The sequence below is a fragment of the Rossellomorea oryzaecorticis genome (assembly GCF_038405515.1).
GTDB lineage: Bacteria > Bacillota > Bacilli > Bacillales > Bacillaceae_B > Rossellomorea > Rossellomorea oryzaecorticis_A.
On the sequence record NZ_JBBYAF010000007.1, the window covers coordinates 50410 to 69253 of the forward strand.

Here is an 18844-nt window from a genome sequence, read left to right on the forward strand (position 1 = left end):
TTCTAAGATGAAATCAACAGCAAAGTTCAACCGAGCAAAAAAATCGAGGAGGAAATCACATGTTCGAAAATAACAATCAAAACGAAGAATTGACACATATAGAATCAAACAAGCCGGAAGCCGTGAACAAAGAGGAAATGCAAAGACGTGATAAGCCCAAAAAGCCATTCAAAGGGAAGGGATTTCTATCCACAGTCAGTGCCGGAATCATCGGGTCGGTCCTGACACTGACGGTATTGCCTCAAACGGATTACTATCAGAATCTCGCTCAGCCGGGCATTGAACAATCTGCAGGAGAAAGCGGTCAGGCGGAAACTGCTTCTGATTCGGAGATCACTCCTACAACCGTGTCAACCGGGACTGGGAGCGATGTGGCAAATGTCGTGGAGGATGCCTCTGAATCGATTGTCGGAATCGTGAATTACCAGCAGCAAAATAACCGTTCCACTGGCATTTCACAAGATGCTCAAGCAGGTACTGGTTCAGGCGTTCTTTTCAAAAAAGAAGGAGACAGTGCTTACATCATCACCAACAACCATGTCATCGAAGGCGCTTCTACAATCGAGGTTTCCCTTTATGATGGTGGAAAAACGGAAGCCGAGTTGATCGGTGCAGATCCATTGACGGACCTTGCCGTGTTGAAGATCGATGGTAAATATGCGGACAACCTGTTGGAAGTCGGCGATTCCAGTGCATTGCGCGCCGGTGAACAGGTGATCGCCATCGGTAATCCGCTTGGCCTTGATTTATCAAGAACCGTTACTCAAGGAATCGTCAGTGCGGTCGATCGTACCATTTCAGTGGACACATCTGCAGGTGAGTCACAATTGAATGTCATCCAGACAGACGCAGCGATCAATCCGGGTAACAGCGGCGGTGCGCTCTTGAACTCAAAGGGTGAATTGATCGGGATCAACAGCTTGAAGATCGCCAACTCAGGAGTAGAAGGGCTTGGTTTTGCGATTCCAAGTAAGGACTTCATGCCGATCGTGAATGAAATCATTGAAACGGGAAAAGTGGAGCGTCCATATATCGGAATCGGAATGACGAACCTAGCCGATGTGCCGCGCAACTACCTGGGGGATCTGCCTGAGGAAGTGGAAACAGGTGTGATTGTCGCAAGCATCGACGGCACATCAGCGGCAGCTGAAGCCGGGATAGAAGAGGGCGATGTGATTACAGAACTCAATGGTCAGCCCGTGAAGAGTCCGGCCGATTTGAGAAGGCTGTTGTACGCTGACTTAAAGGTGGGCGATCAAATCGAGCTGACCGTTTTCCGGGGAGATGAAGAGAAAACGATTAGCTTGACTCTGACAAGTAATGCGATGGTGAATTAGCAGGTTTATTGATGAGTGGTGCCAGGCACAGAACGGGTGATTTGTACCTGGTACAAATGGAGTCTGATGTACCTGGTACAAAATGGATGGATTTTACCAGGCACCAATAGGTCAAATTGTACCAGGTACAGAACGCATTATTTGTGCCTGGCACAAAGCGGATGGATTGTACCAGGTACAAAAAGGTCAAATTGTACCAGGCACAAAATGCATGATTTGTACCAGGTACAAAAAACTGGGTGTTACCAGGTACAACCAAAATCCAGCAAAAAGGAGAGAAAACATTGACTAAAAAGAAATCGATCACATTATGGAGTGTATTAGGAGGTATTGTCGTCATCGGGGCGCTGCTTGCTGCGTTTGGTTTTTCTAAAGAGGAAGTGGTGGCGAAGGTGGGAAGCCAGTCGATCAGTAAAGAGGATTTGTATTCGACGCTGGTGGATCAGTATGGGGAGGCTGCACTCGATACGCTGATTGCGGAAAAGATTGTGGAACTTGAGGGTGATGAAAAAAATATCAAGATCAAGGATAGCGAAATAGAGGATGAACTGCAGTCTATTAAAGATTCCTATGGGGGAGACGAGGCGTTCGATGAAGCGCTGGCTTCCAGCGGGGCGGATGCTGCGAGCCTGAAAGAGAATATCGAGACGTATTTATTGACTGAAAAGCTGCTCAAGGATAGGGTGTCGATTACGGATGATCAGATAAAGGAATATTTTGAAGCGAATAAAGATTCGTTTGCTCAAGAAGAGCAGGTTGAAGCAAGCCATATTCTTGTAGAAGACGAAAAGACGGCAAAGGAAGTGAAGGACAAGCTGGATGCCGGCGGGGATTTTGCAGAGCTTGCGAAGGTATATTCCACTGATACGTCCAATGCTGAATCTGGAGGGGAGCTCGGATTTTTTGCCAAAGGAGAAATGGTTGAGGAATTTGAGGAGAAAGCCTTTGAGATGAAGCCAGATGAAATCAGTGAACCAGTCAAAACAGAATTCGGCTACCATATCATCAAGGTGACGGACAAAAAAGAAGCGAAGGAAGCAGTTCTAGAAGAGCATAAAGAGGAAATAAACGAGATTCTGTTCGATCAGTCACTTCAAACGGAGTACGGAACGTGGCTTGAGGAAAAGAAAGAGAAGTACAACATTGATAATCGCTTGAAAAGTTAATGAACCAGTCATTATTTGTTCATAAATCGGCAATAACTTCCGGGAATAATGAGTTTGCACGGAAACGGATCCCGACTTCAAGGTCAGTTACATAAAAAGGATTCAGCTTCCGGAGCAACAAAAAAGGAGGCAATACAATGACAAAGAAAAGAACACTGGCGTATGTACTGACAGGGGCATTATCTGTCGGAATCTTCGGGGCGATTCCAGCCTTCGCCGCAGAGAAGGACATTGCGAAGACAAATGATTCAGCGGTAGTCGAGAATGAAACGGATCCGGCATTTGGGGGCCATCGCGGCGGCGGACATGGGAAGTTCCACCTGAATGAGGAGCAGCTGCAGGAAAAGGCAGAAGAGCTTGGAATCGACAGCACCGATAAGGATTCACGTGAACTCGCCAAGGAAATCATGGATGCCGAACTTCAAAAAAGAGCAAAGGAACTAGGGATTGAAACGGAAGGAAAAGATCACCGAGCTGTAATGGAAGAAATCCGAGGAGTTGAGCTTACCGAAAAAGCGAAGACATTGGGGATTTCGACAGAAGGAAAAGATCATCAAGAATTGAAAAAAGAAATATTCGAAGCATCCATTTTAAAAGCAGCCAAGGAGCTTGGTATTGAAACGGAAGGCAAAACGACAAAAGAACTGATGGATGAGATCATGACCGATCATGCCGATGAAGCGAAAGAACTTGATTTCTTCCCTTTCAACAAGGAAAAGGACCACTTTTTCCGGATGGGCGGTAAGGGGCATCACGGTCCGGGGCATGGAAAAAGGTCTCATGAATCAGCACCTGATACAAAGCAGAATGGGGAATCATCAGCCGAATCCAAAAGTGAAACATTATAGGACCACCCCCACAGGAAATCCCCGCCACGCTGCGGGGATTTTTGGGTAGAGGGAAATAATAGAATGGATTGGAAAAAAAGACTATAATTTAGATAGAGAGAATTAGGGAAAGGAGCGGATGTTGATGAACGTGCTGGTAGTGGAGGACAATGAAAGTGTCACGTCGATGCTTGAGATGTTTTTTACAAAAGAAGGCATTAAAGGGGAGTTTGTCCACGACGGGGCTGAAGGGTACCGGCGTTATAAAGAAGGGGATTGGGATCTCATCATCCTGGACTGGATGCTGCCTGGGATGGACGGGGTGACCATATGCAGGAAGATCAGGGAGGAAGAGTCGCAGATCCCCGTCATCATGCTGACGGCGAAGGACAGTGAATCCGATCAGGTGCTCGGGCTCGAGCTCGGTGCCGACGATTATGTGACCAAGCCCTTCTCGCCGCTTGCCCTGATGGCAAGGATACGCGCTGTTACACGCCGGTATCAGGGGGAGAAAAACAGTGGATCCGGAAATCAGGATGTCATGACGGCGGATTTCCAGATCAGTAAGGAAACCCGTGAAGTCCTTCTGAAAGGCGTTCCGCTTACCAATCTCACGCCAAAGGAATTTGAATTGCTCTATTATCTTTCACGGCATCCGCGCCAGGTGTTCTCGAGGGAACAGCTTCTTGAACGCGTATGGGGATATGATTTTTACGGAGATGAACGGACGGTCGATGTACATATCAAGCGGCTTCGCAACAAAATCGGCAGCAAGGAAAAGCCGTACCTGCATACGGTCTGGGGAGTAGGGTATAAATTCGATGAAACGGCGGCCGGGGATGAAATTTAGATATCTTTATCAGCTGCTTCTCAGCCATACAAGCGTCCTCATCATCGCCTTCCTGATCCTCGGCACCCTGTTTTCCCATTACGTCGAGAATCTTGTTTATGAAAATAAGGTCACGGAACTGAGGTCGTACGGGGAGAAAATTTTATCAGACCTTGAACGGCCCAGTCCCAGGAGGCCTCTTTATCTCGAGGAATACAGCAACCTGCTGCAGGCACGGAACATCGACTTGATCACATTCAACCGGCAAGGGGAAGTTTCCTATTCAAGGGGCGGGGTGTACCCGCGGATTGAGCTCTCCCAAGAAGAGTGGCAGAAAATTGAACGTGGTCAAACCGTCCCGCTGAAAAAAGACTTCGGCCGTTTTGACCAGGCGGTATCGCTCGTCATCATGCCGCGGGTCGTCAATGAACAACTGGCCGGCGGGCTGATCTTGATTTCCCCGATCAGCGGCACGCGGGAAATGCTGACTGAAATCAATCAATATCTTCTCTATATTGTGCTGCTCGCCCTGGCGATTTCAGTGTTGATCTCCTTGCTTTTGTCAAAGCTTCATGTAAAAAGAATTCAAAAGATCCGGGAGGCGACTTCGCTCGTGTCATCCGGTCATTACGATGTGCACGTCCCGAGCTCCAACTTCGATGAAATAGGCGATCTTGCCGAGGATTTTAATGAAATGGTCGCGAAACTCCGGACATCCAAAGAGGAAATCGACACCCTCGAAAACCGGAGAAGGCAGTTCATGGCGGATGTGTCACACGAGATGAGAACACCGCTTACCACGATTCGCGGTGTCATTGAGGGCATCAGAAACGACATGATCCCCGAAGAACAGAAAGAGAAAAGCTTCGGTCTCGTCAGCCAGGAAACAAGGCGGCTCATCAGACTTGTCAATGAAAACCTGGATTATGAAAAAATACGCTCCAACCAGATCGCCATCACGAAAGTCACCGTCCCGTTACTGGATGTGTTCGAAGTCATCAAGGAGCAGCTCGATTTTCAGGCTGAAAAAAAGGGGAACGAAATCAAAATCCTTGCAGATCCTGATGCATTGGTGCACGCCGACTATGACCGGCTCATCCAAATCCTGATCAACATCACGAAAAACAGCATCCAATTCACCTCCGGGGGAACGATCACGCTGAGCGGTGCCTCTTCCGGAGCCGAAACCGTCATCGAAATCGAAGACACTGGAATTGGCATGGACACCGAAGAAATCCAATCGATTTGGCGCAGATTTTATAAAGCGGACCTGTCCCGTACCAATAACCCGTACGGTGAATTCGGGCTCGGCCTGTCGATTGTGAAGCAGTTGGTGCTGATGCATGAGGGGACGATTGATGTGTTTAGTGAGAAGGGCAGAGGTACTAAGTTTGTGATTCGGCTGCCGTTGTAATATTCAAGTTTTAAGGCCCGTCCCAGGGGGCGTTAATGCGTTAACGTATGTTGGGACGGGCCTTTAATTTTGGTTGCTCGAACCTGTTAAATTTCACCGTGCCGGGAGCCAGGACCTAATTTTGTGCGCAGGTAAAAATTATTCGACAAGTGGCACGTATTTAGGAATTTTGGCTTGAATATTGGAAAAGTGGCTTGAATACTCGAGATTTGGCTTGTGAATTTAAAATCTGGCACGTATTTTTCAAAAGTGGCATGTATTTTTTGTGGAGTTGCATAAAAGTTAGAAAAATATCAATTATGAAATTTTTTCCTTCTGAATATGGTATGATAGGAATATACGTTCGTATAAATGATTGGAATTATAATTTAGATGAATGTTAAAAGCTGAAAATGAGAGGGTTTTTTTTATGGAGTTTAAAATAAATAACGACTATTTCAATAAAGCTATTTCAGAAGTTAGTAAGGCTGTATCTTCTAGAACGACACTGCCGATATTGACAGGGATTAAAATAACAGCAGATACTGAGGGCTTAACACTTATAGGAAGCAATTCAGATATTGTTATTGAAAGAAATCTTCCCAGTTCAAGTGATGGGGAAAATATGTTAGAGGTCTTTAAAAAAGGCAGTGTAGTCATTTCTGCAAAGTATCTAAGCGAAATAACTAAAAAGTTGCCTGGTGACATCTATTTAAAAGCTAATGAAAATCAATCGGTAGTTATACAATCAGATGAAATCGTTACTAAATTAAACGGGCTTAATGCAGAAGAATATCCTTCTTTGCCTGAAGTTCATTTAAGTAACAATTATAAAATGAATAGTGACGATCTAATAGATATGATTAAACAAACGGTTTTTGCTGCCTCAAAAAGTGAGACAAGACCTGTACTGACTGGGGTTAATTTTTCTATTGAAGAAAGTGTGCTTACTTGTGTGGCAACAAATTCAAACAGATTAGCGTTGAAAAAATATCAGGTAGAAACGAATCTAAGCGGTTCATTTATTGTGCCTGGTTCATCTTTAATTGAATTTATGAGGTTATTTGCTAGTTATACAACCGAAATTGATATCTATGCCACAGAGACGAATATCGTTTTTAAATCGAATACCATTTCTTTATATTCAAGGTTAATTGAGGGTGTTTATCCGAATGTTTCAGGTTTAATTCCGGAACAATCAAGCACCGTCATTACTTTAGATACTATACAATTGTTAAAAGGCATTGATCGAGCAAGCTTATTTGCCAGTGAATGGAGAAATAACAATATCAGTCTGCAAGTCACTGATCAATCAAGGATAAAAATTTACTCGAAAGCATCAGAAATGGGGCAAATTGAAGAAACGCAATACATAAAAAATATTTCAGGGGATGCTGAGTTGAATATTACGCTTGATGGGAATTTTATGATGGATGCACTAAAGGCTATTAAAGAAGATGAAGTGAAACTATGTTTCAATGGTTCGATGAGGCCCATTCTCGTTCTGCCAGTAAGAAATGATTTTCAATTGCAGCTTATCTCTCCAGTGAGGTCCTATTAAAATACTAAATGAACTGCATTCTAGAAAGCGCGGGGACGGATCTTGCGCTTTCCTCTGCATTCAAGGGGGCGGGAAAATGGAGCATGAACATTATTAAAGTTCTCCTCTGGCTTTTTCAATTATATCTTTGATGAACGGTTCTTTATGTTGAGTGTAGGCCGGGCGGTCGTACTTATATTCTGCAGCGAGTTTACTCTTCAGTGAAGCATATTCTTCAGCTGCTTTAGGATATTTTCTAAGATAATCTCGGAACAATAATTTTTCCATCCATTCTGTACTTTCAAACTCCCAGATGTGTAAATGACAAGTGCCCCTGCCCCATGATCCCTTTCTGAAAAATCTTCTATCAGTTAATTCCGGTTTCGGAACATACTCAAATTCGATTTGGCTTAAGGGGGCAACTAATGCTGATGTCCTGTTTAAGTCGTCGATGCCAACCATAATATCGATGATCGGCTTCGCTTTTAATCCCTTTATCGCAGTGCTTCCAATATGTTCTACTGCGGCAATACCCTGACCAACAGCCTCAATGATCTGCTTTTTTTCATAATCAAATTGGTTTTCCCATTCGGGGTTATATTCTTTTAAATGTACGATCGGTTTTGTCATGAGCTCTCCTATCAATAAATTCTTTTTTTCCTTGAGGAATGACTAAAGAACAATTCGGCTTACAATTTATTTTAGCATAAATTACCTATTATAAAGCCTGATCCCTGGCAGCTGAAGCTTGGGGACGGTTCTCTTGCTCCGGAAGGAAACGCAGAAATCGCCCCCGTCCTTTATTGAAAATTCCGCTTGAGTAAGCAGATGGAATTTGAAATAATTGGTATCAAGTTAAAAGGGGGCTTATTTTAACTTGTACCTCTTCTTAAATCAAGGGGCACATAATTTAGATTGAATGGAGTGTATGATATTGATTCTCGGCAGCAAAATTAATTCTTCTTTCTTCCCCATACTAGATCATGTTAACAATACATTTAATCATGTAATCTGTTCAGGAGCATCCATTCTTATCATTCATAAAGATTCGGTCGTGTTAGAACGGTACATAGGGAAGCAATCAGGTGAAATAGATGCTAGACCAGTTCAGCCTGATACACAGTTTCATGTAGCTTCAGTGAGGAAAAGTTATATTGGATTTGCAGTTTCTTACGCATTGTATTACGGATACATAAACAGTATTGATGATCCTGTAAGATCATATTTGCCAGAACTTGAAGAGAGTGCCTGGAAAGGTACTACTATCAGGCATTTACTTACACATACTCATGGGTTGAAAAAAGAGGGGAATCTAACCGTTCGTGAGTATATTCCCGGCTCAAACTGGTCTTATAAACAAATTGGGATCGAGGCTCTTACTGAGATTGTTAAAAGAACAACAAATAAATCAGTTGCAGATATTCTTCATGAAAAAGTCTTCAGGCCCCTAGGTTTTATACAATCCAATTGGTATTCAAAGAAACACAAGCAGCTTGTGGATGTGATTTTACGGTACGAAGGGGATGAAGACTGGAGTACTAGTGAAAGCACTGAAGGCGATAAAATGAATATGTATGTATCGACGAGGGAGCTGGCTTATTGGGGGTATCTCCATTTGAAAAAAGGAAAAATAAATGGGAAGCAAATTGTTCCCAGAGAAATCATAGATATGGCCACTTCTCTTCAAAGTCCATCCACCCTTCATAAGGATTTGCCTCAAAATGGTTTCTTATGGTTCGTAAAAGATTTACCTGCCAAAAAGACAGAGATAGGTCATTTCGTCCCTGAAGGTTCCTATCAAATACTCGGCTTCACAAATGTAACCTTGTTAGTCATTCCCTATGAGGATCTAGTTGCAGTTCGTATGTTTAATAGTTTTGGTTCCCCGGAAGGATATGATTACTTATCGGATGTAAGATCGTTTGGCGATACGATAATGAACTGTGTAACTAACTAAATTCAACAGGCGGTTATGTTGGGGGGCTCTAATCTGAGCCTTTATAAAGCCATCTATTGGCCCGGAACATAGCGTGATAAATGATGTGTTAGGCGGTATTCATAGTGATGAAACATAATTTTCCGGTGGTCGACTTGAAGATGATTGTTGACATTTAGTTCCAATAGTATATAATTTAAGTAATTAAGTAATCACTTAAATGAAAGGAGTACCTTTTTTGTCAATTAACGAGCTGTTTAAAGCTTTATCTGATGAGAATAGAAGAAAGATTTTGGACCTGCTCCGGAATGGAGATTTGACAGCAGGGGAAATTGCCAATCATTTTGAAATCAGTAAACCTGGGATATCGCAACACTTATCTGTATTGAAAAATGCTGAATTGGTTTATGCCTTTAAAAAGGGGCAGTATGTTTATTATTCTTTGAATTCTACGGTTTTTCAGGATGTTATGAAGTGGGTCATTCAATTTAATTCTAAGGGGGAGAACGAATGAACAGTAAATTCATGATTAGTTTCTTAACTATTTTTACTCTCGGCGTAAGTATCTATCTATATGCTACGAACATTGAAATGATGGAACCAAAGTATGGACCAAGTGAAGTTATCTTGCTCACTATTCCTTTAACAATGGTTTTATTAAACATTCAGCTCTTCATTCTGCCGAGGCTCATTAAACGGATGGATTCCTCCTCCAGGTTTATGAAAGGGATTGATCACATTTTTCTGTCCCTTATTGTAATCCTTTTTGTCCTGCATAGTGGGTTGCTTCTTGTCACTATGGGTACGGAGTTTGACCTATTAAGATTAGTTCCGATTCTTGTAGGGACAGTCCTTATTACGACTGCAAATACACTTCCAAGGTTCCAACTGGATACGAAAGAAAGCTCTTCACCCCCGATGAACTCAACTAATCAAGTATGGAATACTATACTGCGCCCATTTGCTTATCCGCTTTTTGCAGGAGGATTCCTTATGATGTTGTCTGGGCTTCTTGAAGGAACTCTTATGTTGATCAGTTTCTTTACCATACTCTTCAGTACCCTGCTTGCAGCCGTTTTTCGTGCATATAAAGCATATCAGCTTCATCTAAATGAACGGTGAATTCAGTGGCAGGGGATTAAAGGAGTATAATCTGGTTTATGTAGAGACGAGGTAGCTTCGGCACCTCTTTTTTTATTGGATTCCTGCTGCTTGCACATAAGTGATGATGAGGGGGTACGTCGGGCAGCGCGTCGGTGCTTTGCCTGTGCGCTACCCGAATGATATAAAAGACGTACGAAATGAAGAGATGGATGATTAATAGGCAAAACTCGAAGATTATTCAAGGAAACTCGACGAATAATGTCCAAAAGTCGACGATTATGACTGATTTCTCGAAGATTTTTGGTCAAAACTAAAAGATTATCTACTAACAAACCAATTTTTCCTGGTGCTGGACACTAATAATAGAAAACAATCCCGGCGAAAGGCGGACATTCCGAAAAAAAAGGAGGCTGTTCTGTCCCTGCTATCATAAAAAATAGTCCATTCTACTAATCAACCCCCCGTGCTTCCTCCAGTCCATATTTTGGATGTGAAAAGGATTTTTAAAAAGAATGTCGAAGAATTAGTAAAGATGACTGAAAAATCCTGTTTTTGTCATGAAGGAGATTTTGTATGATAGAGTCCGTCCACCATTTAGTTCTGCATGTGGTATTTATATTGTTTACGATTCTTCTGTTTCAGATGTTTACCAGAGAAGCGGAAAACGGGACGATAGAGTTTAACTTGAAGTTTCTCTTCACGAATATTGTGATCGTCGTGTTTACCATGACATTTCCCGTGGTGTATTCAAGCGGATATGTGTACGATTTTAAAGTGATTCCCATCATCATTGCCTTTATCTATGGCGGCAGGAGGGTGGGGTTCGCCACGTTTTTCGTGTTGCTTTTGACCGGCTGGTTTACCAATCATGTATTCATCAGCCTGGCCGTAAATTATACAATCTATTGTCTGCTGCTGATTCCTCTATCTAAATGGTTCAGAAGGTCTAAGTGGAAGAACAAAATTCTCATAGTTTCCATTTTTTATTTTTTCGTCCCGGCTACAAGAGCCATTTTTTTACTAATGAAAAATGAAACAAATCAGCTTCCTTTAATGGTCAGTTCCACTATGGCCATATGGATTACACTCGTACTCATCATCTATTTGATTGAAATCAGAATGGAACAAGCAAGAATTAAAAAAGAGCTGATAAAAGCTGAGAAATTCAATGTCGTCAGTCAGCTGGCGGCATCGGTCGCACATGAAATCCGAAATCCGATGACAACGGTAAGGGGTTTCATGCAGCTTCTGCAGGGAGATCGTTTATCACAGGAACAAAATACGTTCATCAATATATCCATAAAGGAATTAGACCGCGCACAAGAGGTCATCAATCAATATCTTTCCCTCGCCAAACCGCAAACGGAAGAATTAGAAGAGTTCAGTCTGACCTCAGCCTTTAATGAATCCGTTGAAGTGATGTCAACCTATGCCGCTATGAACAGCATTGAAATCAAGAAAGACATTGAAGACGGCTTGGTGTTAAAGGGATTGAAACTGGAGCTTCAGCAAGTCTTCATCAATATTCTTAAAAACGCGATTGAAGCGATTAAAGAGAATGGAGAAATAACCGCTGCAGCCACTGAAAATAAAGATGGCAAAATCATGGTTACCATTAAAGATAATGGTGCCGGCATGCCGCAAGAGCAGCTCAAATCACTAGGCAGCCCCTATTATTCCACAAAAGAAAAAGGGACGGGGCTTGGATTGACGGTTTGCTATCAGATTGTGAAGCGGATGAAGGGTGAAATCGTGGTGGAAAGTCAATTGGGTAACGGAACGATGTTTACTATTCTTTTGCCCAAGCATACATAACTTATTTTTCCTACATAAAAAAGCCGCCTGAATTTGGCGGCCAATTGAATGATCATGATTAAGGGTTACTTTTTCTCCATTACGGCAAAATAGTTTTCTTCATTATCTGCAAAGTTAAATACACTGCCATGCGGCATATTTACGATTTCTCCAACTGTCATTTCTTTATTTGATAACTCACTGTGTAATTGATCAAGGTTATCCGTGAATAACATTAAAGAAGGAGTATCAAGGTTTAAACCAGGAGACATTTTAGAAACGAAATCTTTATCATGAAGAATGATGCTTGTTTCTGCACCTTTTTTGGGTGCTATCTCAATCCACCTCATTCCCTGATTGTTGTTCTCTTCATCTAAGACCACAAAGCCTAATTTTTCAGTCCAGAATTTCACTGCGTCATCTTGATTATTGACATACAACATGATTTGACCGACCTTACTAAACATAGAATTCCGCTCCTTTTTTAAAAAAATGATAGTACTGCTTAAAATTAATATTCTTTATTGTGAAGGTAAAACCCTTCTTCCCTAATCCTGCCGGTACTCAGGTGTACAGAGGAACGGTTTATGCCTTTTATAACCGGGGCAAGGTCCGTCCCCACAACTCTCTGGAGGTGACGACATATTAAATATTAAAACCAACCATACATTTAGAACGATCGAACCGATCCCCAAGGGCTGGTCGAGCGATAAAAAATACTATATTGAAACCGATACTGGTGAAAAGCTGCTGCTCCGTACGGCTGATCGTTCAGAGTACGACATGAAGAAGAGCGAGTTTGAAATGTTGAAGAAGTTAGCCGAGAGGGGACTGTCCATCTCGCAGCCTGTTGAGTTCGGCTTGTTTGATAACGGCAATGGTGTGTACTCTCTTTTTACATGGTGTGAGGGTGAAGACGCCGCCATTGTATTGCCTGAATTGACCGATACGGAGCAATATGAACTGGGGTTGAAATCGGGTAGGATACTTCGGGAAATCCACTCGATTCCTGCGCCGGTTGATCAAGAGGATTGGGAAACGAAATTCAATCGTAAAGTGGACGGCAAGATCAAACAATATAATGACTGTCCCATCAAAATAGAAGACGGCGATCGAGTCATTTCCTATATAGAGGCGAACAGGCATCTCCTGAGGAGACGGCCGCAATCCTTTCATCACGGCGATTATCACGTGGGAAATATGGTCATTTCTGCAAAGAAGGAACTCTCCGTCATCGATTTCAACCGACATGACTTCGGTGATCCGTGGGAAGAGTTCAATCGCATTGTGTGGAGTGCTTCTGCCAGTCCGCATTTTGCGACGGGGCAGCTCAACGGCTATTTTAACGGCAGGCCGCCGGAAGAGTTCTTCAAACTTTTGGCGTTTTACATAAGCAGCAATATGCTGTCGTCCATTCCCTGGGCGATTTCTTTCGGTGAAGAAGAGATCAACGTCATGAAGGAGCAGGCCAAGGAAGTGCTGCGCTGGTTTGACGGCATGAATAATCCAGTACCGACGTGGTATCTGGAGGATTTTTATGTTCAGTATATCAATCAGATTCCATACAAACTAAAGTGTCCCTATGACTTCTCGTTCATCGAGCGATATGGTGAGGTCTTCAAGGTGTATGACGATCAGGACTCAGGAAATATCTGCTTCGGGGTAAAGAATGGCGGTGAAAGACATTTCATAAAATATGCCGGTGCACCGACAGAGCGTTATGCCGGAAATCCCGAAGATGCGGTTGCGGGGCTTAAGGCCGCCGCTCAGGTTTATAAGGATTTAGAGAACCCTCATTTGATCCGGTTGATTCGGACGGAGGAAGTCGGGGGAGGATTTGCCGCCATTTTTGAATGGACAGACGGCGAATGTATGGGCAGGATGTATCCGCTCTCCAGGGAGAAGTTCATGCAGATGCCGGATAACACAAGACTGGACGTGTTCAGTGACATACTAGACTTTCACATCCACGTGATCAGGCAGGGGTATGTGGCCATCGATTTTTATGATGGCAGTATCCTGTATGATTTTCTTGCAAAAAAGACCCTCATCTGTGATATTGATCTCTATTCCAAAATACCCTATATCAATACGATGGGAAGAATGTGGGGTTCATCCCGATTCATGTCGCCGGAGGAATTCACACATGGTGCATCGATCGATGAAATCACGAATGTGTATGGAATGGGAGCCACCGCCTTCGCTTTGTTTGGCGGGGAAAAGGACCGTTCACTTGAAAAGTGGCGGTTGAGTGAAGCGTCATACAGAGTGGCACTTAAAGCGGTCAGTGATGAGCGAAAGAAACGTCAGCGATCGCTGGCGGAGTTTAAGAAAGAATGGGACCTGTCTTTAGGAACATGAAGGGGGACGTAAATGATGGGGTGGGCCATTATTTTAGCCATTGCATATTTACCGATTATTTATAGGATTCATAAGCGGTTAGCTGAATTGGAAGAAGAAGTTTCCAGGCTTAAAGGTGAGAAAACGGGGGCTCGGTAAAGAGTGAATTTCTGTTGAAGGCCCGTCCCAGCGCGCGTTAATGCGTTAACGCAAGTTGGGACGGGCCTTCGCTTATAGATCCGGCCGTACCCACAGTTTTGAGAAGTCGACATACCCGAAGTGTTTGATTTTGATATTCATGATGTCGGTTGAGAACGGGATGTATCGTTTCTCGTAGTAAAGGGGGATCATGATCGATTCTTCGATGAGCATTTTTTCAGTTTTTAAATTCAAGGCAGTCCAGTCCTCGAATGGCGTGTGCAGATATTCCTCCAGTTGATCCTTCCATTTTTCGCTTTTCGCAAATAGTTGATAGAGAGGGGAAAAGCCGTTTTTCAAAAAGTGATAAAACGAGAAGTTCTGGTTGGATTCGAAGATTTCCCCGTGAACGAAGAGATCGACGTTCAGTGTTTTTGGGTGCTTCGTCAATGTATCTGCAAAGGAAAACCACTGGCGGTCGACAGGGATGTCCTCTTTTTCAAAGATGTCAACGAGCCAATCTGTCGTCCTGGCTGTGTGATTGGCACAGCGAATCACAATCGGCTCTGTGAACGAAGGGCGTTCCGGCTCTGTGATGGTCATATGATGATCCTGCCCGATCAGGATGCTCTTCTCATTTGGTGTCATCCGAGGGTCACACTCCTTAAGAGAGTGACGGTTCTTCGCAATGACCCAGTGCAGATAATCGCGGACTTCCTTCCTCTGAATCGCAGAGTCCCTGCCCGGTGTGGCATTCATGATCACGATGCCAAATCCCGAGTCGCTCTCCACTTCTACCGAAGAAGAATGACTTCTCTCGATGTGAGATTGATAGACGCCCTTAAAGTCCTGCGGGACCTGGACAAATTCGACGGCATCGAGGAGCGGCCTTTCATGAAAGTGCTCCTTGAATGCAGCGAGTGTCGTCTTTGAATCGCTGTTTTCCTCAAGAGAAAAGCAGCCCGTCCCAAGGACACGGTCTTTATTTTCCTTATAAATGCTTGCACACATCATGCTGAGCATCGGAAGCATATAGCTGCAGCCTCCGGGGTGGCCGATGTCGATGATGAGGGGTGCCTTCACCTCGATGGTTTCAACGGGCGCCCAGAGATCCCGGTAATGCGGAAAGTTCCGAAGTCTTTCAAGACAGTCCGCGACATCCTTGGCAGTCAAAATGGAGCCGTCATGAAACTTGATATCCTTTTTTAAATAGATCCGCAGTTTAGTAGGGGAAATATCCCAGCTGTGGGCGAGTTCGGGGATGATGTCCCCCTCTTCGGTTATGGAGACCAGCCGGTTGAATACGTTTGCCACCAAGTGGGCGCTGAGAACGTCCGCTGCCTCTAAAGGATGAATGGAGAAAAAGGGATATCGCTTCGGGACAATCAGTTTATCTTCTGACTCCTGCACAAACCCGAGCTTCGTTTGAAATTTGTTCATCAGCCTCATCTTGCTGTCCGTCGACCAGTTGTACATCAAATACTTGCTGATCCGTTCAACAGGTGCCTCATCGATGAGCTTCACGACTTCTTCTTCAAACTCTTCCTCGACATCTTTTTTCCATTTCAGCGTCGATACATTCCCGCGTCCGCGGCCAGGCGTAAAGGCAATCCACCCTTCCTCATTCCATTTTTTCAAGTAGCGGGTCGTCTGCTTATGGCTTAACTGCAGCGTCTCGGAGATTTCCTCCATGCGGATGCTGCCAGAGGGATAGTACCTCCAAAGGGTGAGTAATTTATTCTCCATCGAGCTTCTCCTCCTAAAAGGGGACATTGTTTTGAAAAGTGTCTATTTTTAAAATAATACGTCTAGTTTACTATACAGTAAATAGGGGAGGGGAACAACATGAAGTGGAAGGAATTACCTCGTAATATAAAAGTGCGGATGATCACGTCATTTTTTAACCGCGCCGTTTCATCAGCCGTCATGCCGTTCATGGCACTGTTCTTTGCACAGGAAATGAATAAGATCTGGGCAGGGGCGTTCCTGATCATCACCGTGGTGATCGGATTTTTCATCAACCTGGTAGGCGGATACATATCAGACCGCTTCCCGAGGAAGAAGGTGCTGTTGACTACGTCCTGGTTGAATGCCTTATTTTTTCTCATCATGACCATCAGCTTACTTCCGGCGGATAATCTGATACTGCTGTTCGCAGGTGCTTATATCGGATTCATCATCACGAGCAGCCTTGGCCGTCCGGCGATGCATGCGATCATCATTGACTCGACGACCCCGGAGAATCGGAAAGCCGTCTACGCACTGGATTACTGGCTCGTCAATCTTTCAATGGCGATCGGCGCAGCCCTCGGGGGACTTCTGTATCTGAACCATAAGACAGAACTGTTCATGATGCTGACCTTCACTTCAACGGTCATCCCGATTGCTTATGGGATCTGGCTGCAGGACAAGTTCAAGGACCAGCTTCAGAAAAAACACGACAATGTATTCATCGACCTCGTCAACAATTACCGGATTGCCTTCCGGGATTCAGCTTTTGTAAAAGTAGTCGCGGGGTCCACCTTCATCTTTGCAGCGGAATTCTCACTGAACAGCTATATCGGGATCCGCCTTGCCGAAACATTCAAAGCGGTGAACATCGGAAATTTCGAAATCGCCGGGGTAAGGATGCTTAGTATCCTGAATATCGAGAACATGCTTCTCGTCGTATGCTTCACGTTCATCATCAACCGCTTCACGGATCGTCTGAATAAAAAGAATGCCCTCTTGATCGGGCTCATCCTGTACGGTATCGGCTATGTGACTGTCACATCCGCCAACACATGGTATGTCCTGATCGCATTCAACCTGATTGCGACAATGGGAGAACTGATCTACTCCCCGATTCGCAACGCCGAGCAGGCCAATATGATTCCGAGCGACAAACGTGGCTCTTACTCAGCCTTTTCCAACCTGTCCTTCAGCGGGGCGGACCTCGTCGCACGTTCCACCATCATCATCGGTGCCTTCCTGATGCCGACGATGATGAGTGTCTACATCGGATTCATCGTCATGCTCGGTACGGTTCTTGTGTATACTGGGTTGTTTGCACGGAACTGGACTACAGGTAAGGTAATAGAGGGCAGCGTGACTGCTAGTGGGGGGAAGTAGGCTGAAAGGGGATTTCTGATTCGTCAGGAATCCTCTTTTTAGTGAGGGAAAGAAGTACGGGCACGGATCTTCTGCATTGGCCTCCCTATGCGTCCCGCATGTAAATACTCTGAAACTTCATGTCTAACAAATTATTAGACTTCTTCTTACACCAAATCCTCCATATATATGTAAAGGGTTCTTAAAAAGAGGGGGAAGAGGATGAGGAGTTTTAATGAAAGCGCCGTGTTTGAACATACATTTTGGCTGCAAGTGCTGGGGGATCATGGAAGATTTATTCGGGATTCTCTGTATCCATCTCAAACCGACAGGATAAAAATAGCAAAGGAATTTGTAACGGTTTTTGATCAATACTTAGAGACCGTACGTAATGGGAAGGAGCGTGATTTCAAGCAGTTCTCCAATGAAGTGGAAGCAGTTGTGAAAAAGATGCGCCAATTTAAACTCTCAATCATGAAGGATCAGCTGCAGGGGAAAGTGGGGGTCCATTTATCCCCGACCTTCATCAATCATATGGTGAATGAGCTTGATGAGTACCTAAACGTAATCAGTTATTTAAGTAAAGGGGAGGTGCCTCCTATTTTTCATGAGCTTCATCATCATCTGATTTGGCTGCTTGATGCAGGAGGCCACGCAGGTGCCATTCATGATGAACTGGATGCCGTGGAAAAGAGGCTGCGAAAGAAAAGCCATGAATTCACGAAACACTTTGAGCAGTTTTACTTGAAAGCTGTGGAGTTGACCGGATACTTGCGGACAAACATGAGTGAGTTCCCGGCTCTTCACCGTTTCAATCGTGATGTCGAAATGGAAATGGGTTTGTTCAGAACCTTTCTGAAAGAACTCGAGGAAATGGAGATTTCTGAGGAAGTACTGGGGACCTTTTCAGGCTTAATGGCTGACCACATGGCAAGGGAAGAATGCTATTATTTGATTAAACTGACAGAATCAACCCAAGTGGAGTCTCCGGATTGTGATCCCGGTAAGCCTCGTACAATGGACCCTTTTTAATATTAAATTCTATTGTGGCGAGTGGACAGGTACCTTGACCGGTTTCCCAATGAACCCTATCCTATAACTTCACCAGGTCTCTAACATGCGCCATGGACCTGTCCCCATGGCCCGGGGGATCCTTTATTTAAAAAACTCAAAATGAAATCGAAAGTTGGAAACAAAAGATGGTATTGACTTTCGCAACTGTAAATATTAATATTACAGATAAGAGATATCACTTTCATTCTTCATCTTGAAGAAAGTGGATCCTTTTTTAAACCTTAACTGTAAAAATAATTGTTACATTTAGGTGGTTTTAACATAAAATGAACTATA

The 18844-nt window shown here is 43.9% G+C and carries 16 protein-coding genes; 13 read left to right on the plus strand and 3 right to left on the minus strand.

The genetic code is table 11. The features are described 5' to 3' along the window. The first annotated feature begins 59 nt into the window (after positions 1–59). From AAEO50_RS05300 to dnaN, 6 genes are all read left to right on the plus strand, one after another. A complete protein-coding gene (locus tag AAEO50_RS05300) occupies positions 60–1337 on the plus strand; it encodes a S1C family serine protease (RefSeq protein WP_341981246.1) in 1278 nt (425 codons plus the stop codon). 284 nt (positions 1338–1621) lie between these two features. Continuing rightward, positions 1622–2503: a peptidylprolyl isomerase gene (locus AAEO50_RS05305; RefSeq protein WP_341981249.1), complete on the plus strand. Its 882-nt coding sequence runs from the start codon at positions 1622–1624 to the stop codon at positions 2501–2503. Between the two features lie 137 nt (positions 2504–2640). Continuing rightward, complete coding sequence (locus AAEO50_RS05310; RefSeq protein ID WP_341981251.1) at positions 2641–3351, plus strand: hypothetical protein; 711 nt, start codon at positions 2641–2643, stop codon at positions 3349–3351. Positions 3352–3475: 124 nt separating this feature from the next. Next, entirely contained in the window at positions 3476–4180 is a 705-nt protein-coding gene (locus AAEO50_RS05315; protein ID WP_341981253.1) for a response regulator transcription factor, read from the plus strand. Next, positions 4170–5573, plus strand: coding sequence for a HAMP domain-containing sensor histidine kinase (locus AAEO50_RS05320; protein ID WP_341981255.1), 1404 nt, complete (start codon positions 4170–4172; stop codon positions 5571–5573). The genes AAEO50_RS05315 and AAEO50_RS05320 overlap by 11 nt, the downstream gene beginning before the upstream one ends. 409 nt (positions 5574–5982) lie before the next feature. Next, the gene (gene dnaN, locus AAEO50_RS05325) at positions 5983–7113 is read left to right on the plus strand and encodes a DNA polymerase III subunit beta (protein WP_341981408.1); all 1131 of its coding nucleotides are present in this window, start codon (positions 5983–5985) and stop codon (positions 7111–7113) included. 93 nt (positions 7114–7206) lie between these two features. On the opposite strand, the gene AAEO50_RS05330 is transcribed toward dnaN, so the two are convergent. Next, entirely contained in the window at positions 7207–7722 is a 516-nt protein-coding gene (locus AAEO50_RS05330) for a GrpB family protein (RefSeq protein WP_341981256.1), read from the minus strand. 298 nt (positions 7723–8020) lie between these two features. On the opposite strand from AAEO50_RS05330, the gene AAEO50_RS05335 reads away from it, so the two are divergent. The 4 genes from AAEO50_RS05335 to AAEO50_RS05350 all read left to right on the plus strand — a co-directional run bounded on the left by AAEO50_RS05335 (position 8021) and on the right by AAEO50_RS05350 (position 11947). Further along, a complete protein-coding gene (locus AAEO50_RS05335; protein WP_341981258.1) occupies positions 8021–9049 on the plus strand; it encodes a serine hydrolase domain-containing protein in 1029 nt (342 codons plus the stop codon). Between the two features lie 223 nt (positions 9050–9272). Then, on the plus strand, positions 9273–9542 hold the full coding sequence (locus AAEO50_RS05340) for an autorepressor SdpR family transcription factor (protein WP_341981410.1): 270 nt from the start codon (positions 9273–9275) through the stop codon (positions 9540–9542). Then, complete coding sequence (locus tag AAEO50_RS05345; protein WP_341981260.1) at positions 9539–10150, plus strand: hypothetical protein; 612 nt, start codon at positions 9539–9541, stop codon at positions 10148–10150. Before AAEO50_RS05340 ends, AAEO50_RS05345 begins: the two co-directional genes overlap by 4 nt. A 555-nt stretch (positions 10151–10705) precedes the next feature. After that, on the plus strand, positions 10706–11947 hold the full coding sequence (locus AAEO50_RS05350; RefSeq protein WP_341981263.1) for an ATP-binding protein: 1242 nt from the start codon (positions 10706–10708) through the stop codon (positions 11945–11947). Between the two features lie 65 nt (positions 11948–12012). Here AAEO50_RS05350 and AAEO50_RS05355 read toward each other — a convergent pair whose 3' ends face one another. After that, positions 12013–12393: a VOC family protein gene (locus tag AAEO50_RS05355; RefSeq protein WP_341981265.1), complete on the minus strand. Its 381-nt coding sequence runs from the start codon at positions 12391–12393 to the stop codon at positions 12013–12015. Between the two features lie 220 nt (positions 12394–12613). Between AAEO50_RS05355 and AAEO50_RS05360 the strand changes: the two genes are divergently transcribed. Then, entirely contained in the window at positions 12614–14287 is a 1674-nt protein-coding gene (locus AAEO50_RS05360; protein WP_341981412.1) for an aminoglycoside phosphotransferase family protein, read from the plus strand. 210 nt (positions 14288–14497) lie between these two features. On the opposite strand, the gene AAEO50_RS05365 is transcribed toward AAEO50_RS05360, so the two are convergent. Then, entirely contained in the window at positions 14498–16150 is a 1653-nt protein-coding gene (locus tag AAEO50_RS05365; RefSeq protein ID WP_341981267.1) for an ABC transporter substrate-binding protein, read from the minus strand. A gap of 99 nt (positions 16151–16249) precedes the next feature. Between AAEO50_RS05365 and AAEO50_RS05370 the strand changes: the two genes are divergently transcribed. Together AAEO50_RS05370 and AAEO50_RS05375 are read left to right on the plus strand one after the other, a co-directional pair. Continuing rightward, positions 16250–17515 (plus strand): MFS transporter, encoded by a 1266-nt coding sequence (locus tag AAEO50_RS05370; protein ID WP_341981270.1) that lies wholly within the window; start codon positions 16250–16252, stop codon positions 17513–17515. Between the two features lie 201 nt (positions 17516–17716). Then, positions 17717–18526, plus strand: a complete 810-nt coding sequence (locus tag AAEO50_RS05375) for a DUF2935 domain-containing protein (RefSeq protein WP_341981272.1) — start codon at positions 17717–17719, stop codon at positions 18524–18526. The last annotated feature ends 318 nt before the right edge of the window (positions 18527–18844 follow it).

Bases quoted from the DNA above. Each gene is read 5' to 3' on its own strand.
- AAEO50_RS05310 (WP_341981251.1), top strand. From the start codon at position 2,641: ATGACAAAGAAAAGAACACTGGCGTATGTACTGACAGGGGCATTATCT.
- AAEO50_RS05300 (WP_341981246.1), top strand. From the start codon at position 60: ATGTTCGAAAATAACAATCAAAACGAAGAATTGACACATATAGAATCA.
- AAEO50_RS05315 (WP_341981253.1), top strand. From the start codon at position 3,476: ATGAACGTGCTGGTAGTGGAGGACAATGAAAGTGTCACGTCGATGCTT.
- AAEO50_RS05355 (WP_341981265.1), bottom strand. From the start codon at position 12,393: ATGTTTAGTAAGGTCGGTCAAATCATGTTGTATGTCAATAATCAAGAT.
- AAEO50_RS05330 (WP_341981256.1), bottom strand. From the start codon at position 7,722: ATGACAAAACCGATCGTACATTTAAAAGAATATAACCCCGAATGGGAA.
- AAEO50_RS05375 (WP_341981272.1), top strand. From the start codon at position 17,717: ATGAGGAGTTTTAATGAAAGCGCCGTGTTTGAACATACATTTTGGCTG.
- dnaN (WP_341981408.1), top strand. From the start codon at position 5,983: ATGGAGTTTAAAATAAATAACGACTATTTCAATAAAGCTATTTCAGAA.
- AAEO50_RS05320 (WP_341981255.1), top strand. From the start codon at position 4,170: ATGAAATTTAGATATCTTTATCAGCTGCTTCTCAGCCATACAAGCGTC.
- AAEO50_RS05335 (WP_341981258.1), top strand. From the start codon at position 8,021: ATGATATTGATTCTCGGCAGCAAAATTAATTCTTCTTTCTTCCCCATA.
- AAEO50_RS05345 (WP_341981260.1), top strand. From the start codon at position 9,539: ATGAACAGTAAATTCATGATTAGTTTCTTAACTATTTTTACTCTCGGC.
- AAEO50_RS05350 (WP_341981263.1), top strand. From the start codon at position 10,706: ATGATAGAGTCCGTCCACCATTTAGTTCTGCATGTGGTATTTATATTG.
- AAEO50_RS05365 (WP_341981267.1), bottom strand. From the start codon at position 16,150: ATGGAGAATAAATTACTCACCCTTTGGAGGTACTATCCCTCTGGCAGC.
- AAEO50_RS05370 (WP_341981270.1), top strand. From the start codon at position 16,250: ATGAAGTGGAAGGAATTACCTCGTAATATAAAAGTGCGGATGATCACG.